The organism is Amycolatopsis sp. cmx-11-12 (genome assembly GCF_046269425.1).
Classification (GTDB): Bacteria; Actinomycetota; Actinomycetes; order Mycobacteriales; family Pseudonocardiaceae; genus Amycolatopsis.
The window spans coordinates 39,706-53,556 of sequence record NZ_JADNQM010000041.1 but is presented as its reverse complement, the minus strand read 5'-3'; the positions used below and the strand labels follow the sequence as shown (position 1 = coordinate 53,556).

Annotated in this window: 12 protein-coding genes; 1 reads left to right on the top strand and 11 read right to left on the bottom strand. The window is 69.4% G+C overall.

Annotated elements, in window-relative coordinates; all coding sequences use genetic code 11:
- Positions 1 to 21 precede the first annotated feature (21 nt).
- Both ACLARN_RS37145 and ACLARN_RS37140 read right to left on the bottom strand, forming a co-directional pair.
- Positions 22 to 792: a helical backbone metal receptor gene (locus ACLARN_RS37145; RefSeq protein WP_409496163.1), complete on the bottom strand. Its 771-nt coding sequence runs from the start codon at positions 790 to 792 to the stop codon at positions 22 to 24.
- Entirely contained in the window at positions 789 to 2,198 is a 1,410-nt protein-coding gene (locus ACLARN_RS37140; RefSeq protein WP_409496186.1) for an RNB domain-containing ribonuclease, read from the bottom strand. Before ACLARN_RS37140 ends, ACLARN_RS37145 begins: the two co-directional genes overlap by 4 nt.
- A gap of 134 nt (positions 2,199 to 2,332) precedes the next feature.
- Between ACLARN_RS37140 and ACLARN_RS37135 the strand changes: the two genes are divergently transcribed.
- The gene (locus ACLARN_RS37135) at positions 2,333 to 3,298 is read left to right on the top strand and encodes an AAA family ATPase (protein ID WP_409496162.1); all 966 of its coding nucleotides are present in this window, start codon (positions 2,333 to 2,335) and stop codon (positions 3,296 to 3,298) included.
- A gap of 159 nt (positions 3,299 to 3,457) precedes the next feature.
- On the opposite strand, the gene ACLARN_RS37130 is transcribed toward ACLARN_RS37135, so the two are convergent.
- The 9 genes from ACLARN_RS37130 to ACLARN_RS37090 form a co-directional block, all read right to left on the bottom strand.
- Positions 3,458 to 3,655, bottom strand: coding sequence for a hypothetical protein (locus ACLARN_RS37130; RefSeq protein WP_076163388.1), 198 nt, complete (start codon positions 3,653 to 3,655; stop codon positions 3,458 to 3,460).
- 34 nt (positions 3,656 to 3,689) lie between these two features.
- Entirely contained in the window at positions 3,690 to 4,853 is a 1,164-nt protein-coding gene (locus ACLARN_RS37125) for a hypothetical protein (protein WP_409496161.1), read from the bottom strand.
- A gap of 93 nt (positions 4,854 to 4,946) precedes the next feature.
- Positions 4,947 to 5,945 carry a C40 family peptidase gene (locus ACLARN_RS37120; RefSeq protein WP_409496160.1) on the bottom strand — a complete coding sequence of 333 codons (999 nt, stop codon included), beginning with the start codon at positions 5,943 to 5,945 and terminating at the stop codon, positions 4,947 to 4,949.
- Positions 5,946 to 5,949: 4 nt separating this feature from the next.
- Positions 5,950 to 6,546, bottom strand: a complete 597-nt coding sequence (locus ACLARN_RS37115) for a hypothetical protein (protein ID WP_409496159.1) — start codon at positions 6,544 to 6,546, stop codon at positions 5,950 to 5,952.
- A gap of 3 nt (positions 6,547 to 6,549) precedes the next feature.
- Positions 6,550 to 8,715 (bottom strand): magnesium transporter, encoded by a 2,166-nt coding sequence (locus ACLARN_RS37110; RefSeq protein ID WP_409496158.1) that lies wholly within the window; start codon positions 8,713 to 8,715, stop codon positions 6,550 to 6,552.
- Complete coding sequence (locus tag ACLARN_RS37105; RefSeq protein ID WP_409496157.1) at positions 8,712 to 11,669, bottom strand: ATP-binding protein; 2,958 nt, start codon at positions 11,667 to 11,669, stop codon at positions 8,712 to 8,714. The genes ACLARN_RS37110 and ACLARN_RS37105 overlap by 4 nt, the downstream gene beginning before the upstream one ends.
- A 3-nt stretch (positions 11,670 to 11,672) precedes the next feature.
- On the bottom strand, positions 11,673 to 12,149 hold the full coding sequence (locus ACLARN_RS37100) for a hypothetical protein (RefSeq protein WP_409496156.1): 477 nt from the start codon (positions 12,147 to 12,149) through the stop codon (positions 11,673 to 11,675).
- A 13-nt stretch (positions 12,150 to 12,162) separates the two neighbouring features.
- The gene (locus ACLARN_RS37095) at positions 12,163 to 12,429 is read right to left on the bottom strand and encodes a hypothetical protein (RefSeq protein WP_005166545.1); all 267 of its coding nucleotides are present in this window, start codon (positions 12,427 to 12,429) and stop codon (positions 12,163 to 12,165) included.
- A gap of 453 nt (positions 12,430 to 12,882) precedes the next feature.
- Positions 12,883 to 13,752, bottom strand: coding sequence for an SCO6745 family protein (locus ACLARN_RS37090; protein WP_409496155.1), 870 nt, complete (start codon positions 13,750 to 13,752; stop codon positions 12,883 to 12,885).
- Positions 13,753 to 13,851 lie beyond the last annotated feature (99 nt).

Below are 13,851 nucleotides of genomic sequence, written 5' to 3'. Positions count from 1 at the left end.
TGCGATGATTCGTGGCACGAACTATCGCAATGAGGTGCCGAGTTGCGTGAGGTGGGAGTGGGCCTCGACGAGCGAAGGGCCGTACCAGGTGAGATGGCGTCCGGAGACCAGGACGTACTTCGCGCCGGGGAACGCTTCGGGGCCGTCGTCCGCGGTGAACTCGTAGGGCTCGTCGGGCAGTACGAGCAGGTTCGCGTCTTCGTCCGCGAAGCGCGCCTGGAGCTCTTCGAGCTTCGGACGCGGGTAGCGCTCTTCGTCGTCCGCGTAGGCGTTGCCGATTCCGACGCGATGCAGGACGTCGCCGCCGAAGGTGTCACGTCCGAGCACGATCCACGGTTTCCGCCACACCGGGACGACCGCCCGGAACCGCTCCGGCAGGGTCTCCCGCCACACCTCTTCGGCCTCGACCAGCCACTCCGGCTCGGTGATGTCGTAGGCCTGCGTGAGAATCCGTCTGATCGAGCCCAGCGCGCCGGGCACGGTGGCCGACGCCTCCATCACCCAGACCGGAATCCCGTTGGCGCGCAGGCGTTCCACGTCCTCCGGCCGGTTCTCCTCGGAGTTGGCCAGCACCAGATCCGGTGCGAGTTCGAGCACTTTGTCCACGTTCGGGTACTTCGAACCCCCTACCCTCGGGACGTCCAAGCCGACCGGGTGGGTGCAGTAGTCGGTGGCACCGGCCAGCTTGCCGGGCGCGCTCACCTCGACGGCCTCGGTCAGCGACGGCACGAGCGAAACCACCCGCGTCGCAGGACCTGACAGCGGGACCACTTCGCCGAGATCGTCGATCATGCGCGCTCGAAGGACAGTTTCCGCTTGGTGACGTCCACCGCGGTGAGCCGGACGCGGATCCGCTCACCCTCGGGCAGTTTTTCGCCCGTGCACTTGGACATCACCGGCGGATCCTCGACCAGGATCTCCGCCTTGGTCTCGTCCGCGCGCAGGACGATCGCGCCGAACTCGCCGCCGATGTGCTCGGCCATCACCCAGACCTCGACCTGGTCGATGCAGGCGCGTTCGACCTTGGCCGCCAGCGTGTCGGACGCGGTCATCTGGTCCGGCACCTCCTTGAGCGCCGCACGGACCCACGCGGGCACTTCGCGGCCGGCGCTCACGGCGAGGCAGATCTCGGTGGCGAACCGGTCGACCAGGCGCCGGATCGGCGCGGTGACGTGGGCATACGCGCCGCCGATGCCGGCGTGCGTGGTCAAGGCGGGCAGTTCGCCGTCGAACGCGGTGTACCCGGCGCCCCGCAAAAGCCTTGTGGTGTCGGCGAAAAGCGCCATGGAAGCGGGCTGGCCGGGATCCAGCGCGGCCAGGAACTCGGACACGCTCGCACCCTCGGGCCACTCGATGTTCAGCGCCTGCGCGGACCGCCGCAGCCACTCGATCGCTTCATCGTCGGGCTGGGGCAGCGTGCGCAGGACACCGATCCCGGCGTCGATCATGATCTTGGCCGCCGCCATCCCGGTGAGCAGCGAGATCTCGGCGTTCCACGCGTCGACGTCGTTGCGCGGCCGCTGGATCAGCGCCCAGCCACCATCGGGATCACCGTTGATCTCCTGCTCCGGCAACTGGAGTTCGACCGCGCCGCGCCGGACCGCGAGTTCGCGGCGCAGGCGGCCCAGCTCCGGCAGCGCCGCGACCGACGGATGGGGATTCCCCGCGTCGATCGAGGCCTGGACGGTCTCGTAGTCGAACTGTTCGGTGGACCGGACAAGCGCGCGGCGGACGTTGGTGGCGGTCGGTTCGCCCTGGGCGTCGACGTCGATGGTCCACAGCACCGCGGGCCGGGTCTCCCCCGGCAGCAGGCTCGCCGCGCCTTCGGACAGCACCGGCGGGTGAAGCGGGACGTTGCCGTCGGGCAGGTAGAGCGTCTGACCCCGGCGGCGTGCCTCCTTGTCGAGCGCACCACCCGGCGGGATGAACGCCGCCAGATCGGCGATCGCGTAGTGCACCCGGAAGCCACCGCCCTCGGCGCGCTCGATCAGCACCGCCTGGTCGAGGTCCTTCGAACCGGGCGGATCGATGGTGACGAAGGGCAGACCGGTGGCGTCCTCGCGTTCCCCCGCGGACTCGAGCGGGTCGACGACCGCCGCCTCCGCCTCGGCGAGCACGTCGGGCCCGAACGTCTCCGGCAGCGAGAACTCGGCTCGCAGGTGACCGAAGTCCCCTCCGGCCGTGTGTGTCCTGATCACGAGTGGAGGCACCACCCAACCCTATCCCGCTCCGGCCCGGTTGATCGCCCGTTCGGGCGCGGGCCGGTCGGGTGTACGTTACGAGCCGAAATGAAAACCGATACCCTTTTCAAAACGACAGGAAGGGCCGAGGCGTGAAGATCGCGTTCGTCGGGAAGGGCGGCAGCGGCAAGACCACGCTGGCGTCGCTGTTCACCGCGTACCTGGCCGGAGCCGGGAAACCGGTACTGGCGATCGACGCGGACATCAACCAGCATCTCGCCGTCGCGCTCGGCGCGAGCGAGGAAGAGGCCATCGCGTGGCCGACGCTGGGCGACAACATGGGCCTGATCAAGGACTACCTGCGCGGCGACAACCCGCGGATCGCCGACGCGGCCTCGATGATCAAGACGACCCCGCCGGGTCGCGGGTCGCGGCTGGTCCGGCCGTTCGAGGACAACCCGATCTTCCAGGCCTGTTTCCGCGAATTCGGCGGCGTGCGCCTCGGTGTCACCGGGCAGTTCGACGAGGACGACCTCGGCGTCGCCTGCTACCACTCGAAGGTCGGCGCGGCGGAACTGCTGCTGAACCACATGATCGACGACGTCGGCGAATACGTGGTCATGGACATGACCGCCGGCGCCGACGCGTTCGCGTCCGGGCTGTTCACGCGGTTCGACGTGACGTTCCTGGTGTGCGAACCGACCGTGCGCAGCGTCGGCGTGTACCGGCAGTACGCCGACTACGCGCGGGACTTCGGGGTGCGGCTGGTCGTCGTGGGGAACAAGGTGACCGAGGACGAGGACATCGAGTTCCTGCGCGACGAGGTCGGCGACGCCCTGCTGGGCTGGATGGAGAACTCGCGGCACGTCCGCGCCGCCGAACGCGGCCGCGCGCGCCCGATCGGCGAACTCGAGGCGCACAACCTCGGGACGCTGGGCTCGATGCTCGCGACCGTCGACGCCGAGCGGCGCGATTGGGCTCGCTACCAGCGTCAGGGCGTCGAGTTCCACCTGCGCAACGCGCGGGCGTGGGGCAGCGGGCGAGCGGGGGAAGACCTCACGGCGCAGGTGGACCCGGAGTTCGTGCTGGGGCCCGCGCTGGCCGGACAGGACGCCTGACCGCGGTCGGTCGCAGGTGGTCGTGAGGGGCAATTCGGATCAGGGCCAAGGGTGTTTAGGTACCTGCCCAGCGGTCATGTCGCGAAAGCCGCTTTCGGGACATCAGACGTCGCGAAAGTGGCTTTCGCGACACCCCGGTGATCGGTGGTGCCGCGGCCCTCAGTCACCGTTCCACTTGGCGTCCTCGGCGTCGGCCTGCCGGGTGCGTTCCTTGGCGATGTCCAGTGCTCGCCTGGCCGTCGCCTCGTCCGGGTACGGGCCGAGGAGGTCGACGCTCCGGCCGCGTTCCAGGTGCTCGACCTGATTCGTCTTGGTGTTGAAGTACCAGCCCTGATCCGGGTTCGGGTCGCTCGACATACGTCTAGCGTGACATCACCCGGACCTCCTGTCATCACTTGCGGTAGCGATAGGGGATCTCCGTGGGATCACCGGTCGGGCCGAACTCGCCGTTCTCGGGCGGATCCAGTTTCGAGCTTTCGGGCACGTTTTCGCCCATTTCGTCGAACCAGCCCCGGTTCATCGGGATGCCGCGCGGCGGGGTGGCCGCCTCCGGCGCGACGGGGATGCCCTGCGGCGGCGAACTGGGTGACACCGGCTGCGGTAAGGGTCCAGGAGGCGGCCCGGTCACCGGAGGAGCGGGCGGCGGGGTGACCGGCATCGGCGGGCTCGCGGCCTGCGGCGGATCCGGCTGCGGTTCGGCCTGCGACGGCGTGGCGGACTGCGGTTCCGGCGTGGCCGGTGGCGCGCTCACCGCCGGAGGCGCGCTCACCGCTGGAGGCGGCGTCTGCGCAGGAGGCGGCGTCTGCGCGGGCTGACCCTGCGCGGACGGACTCTGAACAGGCTGAGGCCGCACCGGCGGAGGCGTGACCGGGGCAGCGGCAGGCTGCCCTGCCTGAGGAGGGGCAGGCGGCGGGGATCCGCCCGGCAACGGCGGCGCGGGCGGGCTGGCAGGCGGGGTGACCGTGCGCCACACCGGGGCCGGTCCGATGTTCATCGGCGCCGGGGCTCGCGGTGGCTGCCCGGTCACGGGCGGTGCGGCCTGCGAAGGAGGCGGTGGCGCCTGACGCTGCGCCGGCTTCGGGATCGGGTCGAGGCAGGAGACGAGAACCGTCGTGTTCGCCGGATCATCGATCTTCCGGCCGCTGCGCTCGCGGTAGATCATCTCGCCTTCGGTGTCCATCTCGACCAGGTAGCCGGCCTCCGCCAGCTGCTCCTCGTCGAGATCGACGAGCTTTTCGTACCGCGACGGGACGACGCGGTAGATCGGCCAGGCGAGGTGGGCGTTCTCGTGGTGGAACTGGGCGAGCAGGGCGGCCATCTGCTGCTGCCAGGGCAGCGACATCCCTTCGGCCAGCGAACGCGGCAACACCACGTAACCGGGGTCGACTCCCGGCCAGCCCTGGTTCAGCTGGTCGGCCAGCGGCGTGCTCGACGCCGGCCTCGCGGCCTGCCGCGCGGGTTGCGGAGTACCGAAAAGATCGCGGGGATCGACCTCCGGGCCGTGCGCCACAGCGGGCTTGCTTCGCCTTCCGAATTTCCGTGCCACGTTCTTCATCCTCTGCCAGTGTGCGGCCGCTCGCCGGTGGACAGGCCGCCACTTCGGGTGAATCCGATGGTCCCGCGGTCGCGAAACCACGCTTTCACCATGCTAAACGCCAGGACGGACCGCCTGCGCGACCACTTCGGCCTCGTCGAAGGAGAAGTCGCGGATGTGCACCGGGACCCCGGTCTGCTGCGCCTCGACGATCTTGCCCTCACCCAGGTACATCATCACGTGGTGGATGGTCGCCGGGTTCGACGGGACGGTGGCGAGGAACAGCAGGTCACCCGGCTGCGCCTGGCGGACCGGCAGCATCGCGCCGCCCTTGTACTGGTCCCGCGAAACCCGCGGGATGACGATCCCGGCCGACTCGTAGGCCCGCAGCATCAGCCCGGAGCAGTCGTAGGAATTCGGCCCGGTGGCGCCCCAGATGTACGGCTTGCCCTGCTCGCCGAGGGCGAACTTGATGGCCTGCGCGGCGGCCTGGCTCGGCGGCACCACGCTGCCCACGCTCGTCCCGCAGCCGACGACGTCGACGATCTGGCCCTCGTTCTGCACGAGGAGCGCCGCCATCGGTTCCCAGTTGTGGTACCGGTCGGGGAAGCCGGACCGCTCCACCCGCTGGGCCGCGTCACCGGGACGCATGTTCTCCCAGTCCGGCACGGCGAGCAGCACGTCGTAGAACTTGTTGACCTGGTACGGCGGGTCGGTGACCTGCGCGACGGTGCCCCAGCCCATCGACGGCCGCATCTGGAAGATGCCGAGCGAGTCGCGGTCGCCGTAGGTCAGGTTCCGCAGCTTGGACTCGGTCATCCCGGCCTGGATCGCCACCTGCCACGCGCGCGGCGACAACGTCCGCTGCTTGCCGATCGAGATGATCAGCGCGACGATCCCCTTCTGTTCTTCGTCGAGCTTGTTGACGTCCGAAGAACCGCGATCGACCTGGCCGGGCAGGGTCGGCCCGATCGACGCGTCACAAGAGGTCTTGACGACGCCGCCCGCCTGCGCCTCCATATGCTCGGTCACCACCTCGGTGACCGTGTTCGTGGTGACCACCGCGGCGAAGACCGCGGCGATCAGCACGCCGACGATGATCCCGATCTTCATCGGGTCAGCCCGCTTGCGTGAACTTGGTGACCCGCCACCCGAAGTTCAGCTTGACGACGGTGACCCGGACCTTGGGCCCGTCCGTCGGGACGTCCACCTCCATCGATCCGGCGAGCGAGGACACGACCTGCGGCTCCCCGGTCACCTTCGTGGCGGTGATGTTCGCGGGATCCACCGTCGTCAGTTCCCCGGCGAGATATTCCTCGGTGGTGTACGGCCGCAAGCCGTTCAGCCATTTCTCGGTGGTCGTACCGTCGGGATGGTTCGCCCATGCCGTCACCCACTCCTTGGCGACCCGGACACCGCTCTGGTCAGGTGGCGCGGACGACGGCGGCGGCTGGGTGGTCAGCCTCGGCGGCAGCGTCGACGTCACGGTCACCGGCGCCGCGACGCCCGGCCGCGAAGTGCTGGTCGCCGAGGAACCCGGCCCGCCGGCCGTCTGCCCCGGTTTTCCGACGGCCTTGGGCAGCAGGATGCCCACCGCCGTGAGCGCCACCGCGAGGACCACCAGCGTGCCGATGAGGTGGCGAGGTGAACGCAGCGGCCACCCCCACAGCCTGCGATAGACCGCGGTACGCCCGCGATTCGTCCGGATCGGCATGGGTCACCGGCCCACAGCGTGGTCGGTGTCCCGGAAGTCCTCACGGACCTCGAGCCCGCGCGAAGGCCGGTACACCACGAAGACCTGCTTGCCCGCGACGACTTCGGGATCGACGCGGCGGGGACGCGGTGTGGACGGGCCTGGTTGCACCGGTACGACACCCGAGTAGTCGGGAGTGGCGTAGCCGCCACCGGCGGAATTCATCCGCGACGGCACGACGACCGGCTCCGGTTCGTCGCTCCAGCGCCGGTCGGCGACCGGCGACGTGTCGACGCGGCGGCTCGGTATCTGGACAGGGCTCCGCCCACCCGAGGTGAACATGGAGTCGCCGGGGTTACCCGCGGACGGGTTGTACTGGCCGAACACCGGAACGCCTCCGCCGCCACCGGCGGGAAGCGCGGACTGGCCACCACCGCCGCCGACCGCGCCCGGCCAGGGCGCTCCGGACCAGGCCGCGGCGGGCCGGATCGCGCCGGAACCGTTGTCGAGCCGCTGGGAACTGGCGAAGATCGTCGCCTCCGGCCGGAATCGCCCGCCGCCGACGGTCGCGCCGACGGGACCGCGGAGGTCGCCGTCGACGACGTCGTCGGTGTCACGGACGTTCTGCCAGAACGCGTCCTGCGGGGTCTGCTCGTTGTTCTTCTTGCGGAAGCGGGAAAAGAGCCCGCCACGTGGCGAAGGCACCGCGCCGCCGACCATGCCGACGGACATCTCGACCATCTGCCACAGCCGCCGCACGGGGCGGCCGATCATGAACAGCAACACGGTGATGATGCCCGCGAGCGCCATCTTCGTCAGCAGGGAAAGCGAGTTCCCCGCGGTGAAGATCGCCTCCAGCAGGAGGGTGTGCACGCCGGCCAGCACGGAAAGCACCATGAGGTTGAAGGCGACCGCGCCGACGACCTTGAGAATGCGCTGCATGATCTGCGGCTGGAGTAGCGCGATCAGCCCGATCAGCGGAGCCGTCAGGACGAAGATCCTGATCAGCACCTGCGCGAGCAGCACCGTGGCCTTGGCCAGCAACTGGAACAGCGAGTAGAAGATTCCCTGGCCGAGAGAAAGGAAACCGGCGCCGACGCGGCTGCCGTCCTCACCCGTGAAATAGCCCGTCGCCGGGCCGAGCTTGGTGGAGATGTCCTTGAACGCCGCCTTCTTGGAGTCGACCAGCGCGGTGTCGGCGTCGCCACCCTGCTGGATCTGGCCCCAGGTGAAGGCGCGTGCGTCCAGCAGCAGCGGACCGTACTGCAGCGCCTGCGGCGAGTCCGGGCTGCCGAACTCCCCACGGAGCCAGTTGTCGTAGACGACCCGGCAGTGCAGTTCGGTCGGGACCCGGTCCCATGGCTGGCGAGCCGCGACGGCCTCCGGGGTCGCCAGACACGGTTGCGCCGAGGGCGGCGGCGGCTGGGTCGGCGGCGGCGTCTTGGGCTCGTCGATGAAGCCTGCCTGGATGTTGGTGGTGGTCTGCACGATCGCGTTGTCGATCGGATCGAGGAAACGCAGCAGTGCCAGCGAAGACGCGGCCAGCCAGACCGCGGCCAGCCCGTACAGCGCCCGTTTGCTGACCGCCGCGAGGTCGCCCCGCCAGATGTTGCGGAACAGCATGATCGACATGATCAGCGCGGCCAGGCCGAACAACTGGGCGTAGATGTTGTTGTAGACCTTTTCGGCCCCGGCCTTGACGGCGTTGTACAGCGGGCTGAGCAGGCTGCCCTGCAACACGGTGTAGTGCAGCGAGTTCGTGGCACCGACGAGGTTCTTGCCGATGTTGAAGAGCTGGTTGCCCGCCCAGGTGTCGATCGTCGAGTTGGGCGAGGTGATCCCGGCCAGCGGGCCGCAGTCGGTTTCGAACGTGTCCCAGACGTGGCCCGCGTACCCGTAGACGTTGTACGGGCTGCCGCCTTCACCGCGAGCGGTCGCGGGCGGGTCGAGGGCGCCGACCATGCCGGCTCCTGGCCGTTCCGGGTTCGGCGCCTCACCACAGGCCGCGGCCGACGCCGCCGGAGCGGTCGCCACCGCCTGCAAGCCGAGGATCAGCACGACGACGAACATGGTCGCGCGGCGGCTGGGCATGGATTTACCCGGCCGCGGCCCCTCTTTGAGGCGGCGGCGCAGCGCGTGCCAGCCGGCGGCGAACGCGAGCACGCACGCCAGCGTGATCACCGTGTTCATGCGGCATCCCTGCCGGTGCCACCCTTGCCGGCGCGCGCGGGCTCGCCCTTTTCCCCGTTCGTGATGTGTCCATTTTGGACGGCGCCTTGCACTTCGCCCGTCTCGGCCGCCAGTGGGTCCGGGGCGCCGAGCATCTGCTCGTCGGTGAGGCCGACTTCGAGTTCGGCCGCGAGTTCGAGGTCTTCTTCGAGTTCGAAGTCGTCTTCCTCCGGCGGCGACGCCACGAACTGCTTCTCCGCCGGGACCGCGAGTTCGTTGCCCGGCCGGGAAGGCTTGGCGTCGGGCGAACCCGGCGTGGTGTCCATGACCCGGCGCAGGTGTTCCAGGTGCGGCCCCGAGAAGTCGACGCGGATCCGCTCCACGCCACCGGCACCGTCACCGAAGATGAACTGGCGCGGCTCGACGTCCCGCTGGAGATCGCGGGACGAGCCGGGACGGCGGCCCAGCGCCGCGACGACCTGCTCGTAGCCGACGCCGACCGGGACCTTGAGCAGGCGCAACGCGTCGGCCTGGGCGTCGTCGTCGTCGAGACGGCCGACGAACACCGAGTCCAGCAGCGCCACGAAACCCTGGATCTTCAGGAAGTCCGCGGGGATCTGCGAGGACAGCAGCACCCGGACGTTCCATTTACGCGAGTCACGCGCGAAGCGGTTCATCAGCACGCGACCGGTCGGGACCTCGGAGAGGAAGAACGCCTCGTCGATCCAGACGCCCTTGCGCAGTTCCTTCGGCTTCTCGTACACCGACCGCTGCGTCAGCCACGCGGCGAGGTTCAGCATCTCGACGCCAAGGGATTCCGCGTCCGTCCAGTACTCGCGTGGGACGCCGTCCTTGGGCAGGGTCAGCCCCGCCATGGTCAGCACGGTCATCCGGTCGTCGCGGGTCTCGGCGTAGGGGTCCGCGTCGGTCTCCGGGATGAGCAGCGCCATCCGCTCGCGCATCTCGTCGAGGAAGTCCGCGACGACGACGGCGTGCTCGTGGTGCTCGCTGGAGTCGCGGCGCAGCGCGTCGATGACCTGGCCGGGGTCGGCTTCGAACCGGCCGCCGACCGCGCGGACGGCGCGCAGCAGCACGATCCGGGTCTGCGCCATCCGCGAGACCTCGTACGGCAGGACACCGGTGAGGACGTCGAGCACGAGACGTCGCCGCGTCGCGCCCGCGAGGGCCTTCTCGCGCCGCCAGGAGCGCTCGGGGTCCTCTTCGTCCATGAAGTGCTCGATCTGCGGCTCGGCGACCACCCGGTACGGGTTGAGGATGCCGGGCTGCGCGTTGAGCAGGTTGATGTTTCGCGCGTACGGCCGCATCTCGGGCAGATCGCACAGGCGAGACAGCGGGCCGGACGGGTCGAGGATCGTCCAGTGCGCGCCCGCGCGGAGCGTCTTGTAGACGATGCCGCCGCCGAGGAACGACTTACCGCCACCGAGGCCGGCGACCATCGCCGTCAGGCCCGAGCCGTCGCGGATCTCCTGCGCCATCCACGGGTCCCACGCCACCGGGCGCCGGGTCGCGGTCACCGTCTCGCCGAGCAGGATGCCGCGGCGGTCGCCCACCTCGGCCGTCGCCGTCGGCACCGACGAGGACGCCCACACGACCGAACCGCGGCGCATGTACGCCGCCGAGGCCAGCGGCTCGCCGGGGATGAACTCCCGGGCCAGCGCGTACTGGGCCTCGGGATGCTCGACGGCGATCTTCGGCTTGTAGAGGTCGAGAAGCTGCTGGGCGAGACGCAGCGCGTCACGCTCTGTCGGCCCGGAAACCGCCAGCCGCCACCAGGAGCGCACACGGGTGGCCAGCGCGGTGAAGCCCGACGTCATCTCGTCGTCGATCTCCAGCACCCGGCCCGCCTGGCGAGCCAGCGACTGCGGCGGCTCCAGTTCGTGCTCGTCGGTGTAGTGCTTGACCTGCGAACGCACCTTGTTCATCTGGCGCTGCAATTCGCCGGCGACCTCTTCGGGCCGCCGGACGTAGATCCGCGCGGACACCTCGACCGCAGCGGGCAGCCGGTCCGCGTGTTGGATCCACGGGTCGTCGACCTCGGGGATCTGCAAGCCGTGCATCTGGCCGACGGTGAGGACGGCGAGGTGCCGCGAGACCCCGGCGTTCGACCCGGTGCGGCCGCGCACGGTGACCGTCGGCGCGTAGGGCTCGGCGTGGAAGTCCGCCGCGTCGGTGAAGCTGGCGAGGTCCTCGGGTTCCCAGGCGGCGCCGGGGACGGCGGGCATGTTGCGCGGCGCGGGCAGGCCCAGCGAGCACGAGCGGTGCATCAGCCAGGACATCTCTTCGGCGTGCACCGGGCGGCCTTCGAGACCGGCGGAGCCGATCACCTGGTCGAGGTGCTCGACCTCGGAGTCGAGCGCGGCCAGCTCGGCATCGACGGCCTCCGGAAGGATCTTGCGCAGCACCGGGGCGGCGCTCTCGACCGCGCGGTCGATCATCCGGCGGGTCTGCACCTGGACGCCGAGATAGACCTCTTTCTCGGCCATCGAGCGGCCCATGAGCTGCTGCTGCTCGCCGATGAGGTAGTCGTCGAAGGAGAGCGCGCCCTGGACGTCCTGGGGACGTCCGACGGCGTTGTGCACGTGGGCCTCGGCCCACATGCGGATCGGGTACGGCCGGTTGGTCACGCGCAGATGCAGCCAGCGGCCCTGGAGTTCCGCGTACTGGCCCGCGATGGCCGCGATCAGGTCGCGGCGCTGCGAGTCCGACCGGAACGACCAGCGCTGCGGCGCGAGCCGGTACCAGGCGTAGACCTCATAACCGGTGCGTAACAGGTGCCCGTCGATGCTTCGCGCCGCGATCGACGGGGTGTAGGCAGGTATGGCCGCCTCACCGGGCAACCGCCTCCCCTTGCCGGCCTTCTTGGGCTGCGCGGAGCGGACCTGCTGGGGCTGGCTCCAGGCCCCTTGCTGCAGGTCACGATCACGTTTTCCTCGGCTTCCGCCGCGACCGAACAACGACTACCTCCCGGCCTGAGCCGCAGGGCGGCTCCGACGCGCTCGTGGTGTTCCCTGAGCTCCGGCGCCGCCGCCGTAGCCGTGTTGCTGGTACTGCCGTCTCCTGCGGTGCTTCGGCAGCGGGCGGGTCGCCCGCACCCGGACGCGGGATGCGCTGGCCGCGCCGCCCGTACCCGTGGTCCGTTCTCTGGGTGAATTGAGCTCTTTCGCCGCCATCGCGGCCACGGCGCCGAGTGGGCGCTCATGGCTGATCTTGGCCGTGATCAATCTGGTGATCACAATTGTGGCGACGAAGGCCCAGGCGGTCGAGAAGAACCCGAAGCTCCAGCCTGCCCACCGTTCGACGGTGAGCACGATCAGGAAGACCGGGATACCGACGAGCCACGCGACGTAGCGGGCTCTCCAGGGAAAAGTCGCTTTCGGCGGGCCGAGCCACACGGCATCGACCCGGTAAACCTCGTCATCGGTGCGGATACGCAACGCGGGCCCTGCCTCAGCCCGTGAAGAGGCCGGCGATCCACTGGCCCACGTTGACTCCGGCACCACTCACCGCGAGGCCGATGATCGCCAGCGCGATCACGACACCGGCGAGACGGCGCATGACACCAGCGTTGTCCCCCTTGCCGCCACCCAGCCACAGCAGCAGAAGTGCGACGGCCAGCAGCACCAGGGGAATGATGTTGTCGATCAGCCAGGTGCGGACGTTGCCGGTGCCGAGCTCGCCGGCGGCCAGCGTGTCGAGGGTGGTCAAGGTCATCATCGCATTACTCCCGGTGCGCGGAGAGGGGGTTCGCGCGGTTCTGGCTCGGTGGTGCTTCGAACATCATGGCGTCACGAGGGGTAGTGGTCAAAGCGCGCTCTGTAGATACCTCTTGTTTTACGCAGCGTCTACTAAGCACAGAGCGAGGCACAGCACCACGACCATCCTCGGTCTCCATCATCGTTGCAAGGGTCGTCAGGATTAACCCCGGCCACCCGGATTTCGCAGTGTGCTGACGAACTCACCCGGTTGCGAAGTTCTTGCTCACTGTGAGTACGGGTCGGCGGCCGGGAATCGGGCCGCGACCAGTGTGACATGACTCGTTCGGTGGCTTTCCGCGAGTCCAGTGCGTGAGCGCGTATTCGACAAAAATCATGGACACCGATCAAGGGAAAGTCACGCTTCCGTTACCCAAAGCGAAAACCACACCCGCATTTTCACTACATAGCGTGATTATCGGCCCGTCGAGAACACATTCGCGGGAAAAGCGCCTGCTTCGACGGCTTGGCGGCTCAACGGCCCGCACAGCTCGTGAAGCCGCTTGGTCTTCTCCTCGCCGAGGTGCTCCCACGGCCCTGTCGACGCGGCGTTGGTGGCGGCTTCGATCCGCTCGCGAAGATCGTTCCCGGCCTCGGTCAGACCGCCCTCGGCGTCGAGAACGCCCCTCTCGCGGAGAGCGTCGGCCGCGGCGTCCCACTGCTCGTCGCTCCAGCCACGGGAGGCCTTGGCCGCCGCGGCCTGGAAGCCCTTGCCGGTGGCGGTGTGCGTGACGAGAGCGTCGAGCCCGCCGAGACCGTTGAGGACGAGCGCCGCGATGTGGCCGTCGCCGCGGTGCTCACGCAACAGGGTGATGGCGTGCCAGAGAACGAGGTGCGGTTCGCTCGGCCAGTCGAGGTCCGCGTGCCCGGCGTAGAGCGGGCGGCCGTCGACCTGGCAGCCCCCGGTCGCCTCCCGGGCGAGTTCGGCGGCCTCGGCGACCTCTTCGGAGTCGATGGTGTCCTTGCCGAGTAGCCGGGTCAGCGTCGCGTCGACGGCTTCGAACCGGGCCTCGATGATCCGGTCCGGGCTGGCCAGCGTCCACGCGCGCGGGATGTAGATGTAGCGGGCGACCAGCTCGGGATTGAAGTTGTAGAACGTGGCGGCGACGACACCCGGACTCACCGCACCCATGGGGGCCGCGCGGCCCGCGAAGTACGTCATGCGCCCCGGCCGGAGTCCCGCGTCAGTGAGCGCGGCATCCGTCTCGGGGGCGAAATAGGTGAGGGAATGCAGTACATCGAACGTCCCGCGGAACCGTCCCGTGACCCGACTCGCTTCGCCCATGAAGGCACCCTACCGGCAAGTAGACAGGGGGCGCAGTGTCCGAAGGGGCCGAGGCGGGGAGCAAGGGACCTTTGCTATCACTTCCCAGGTCGGGGGCGG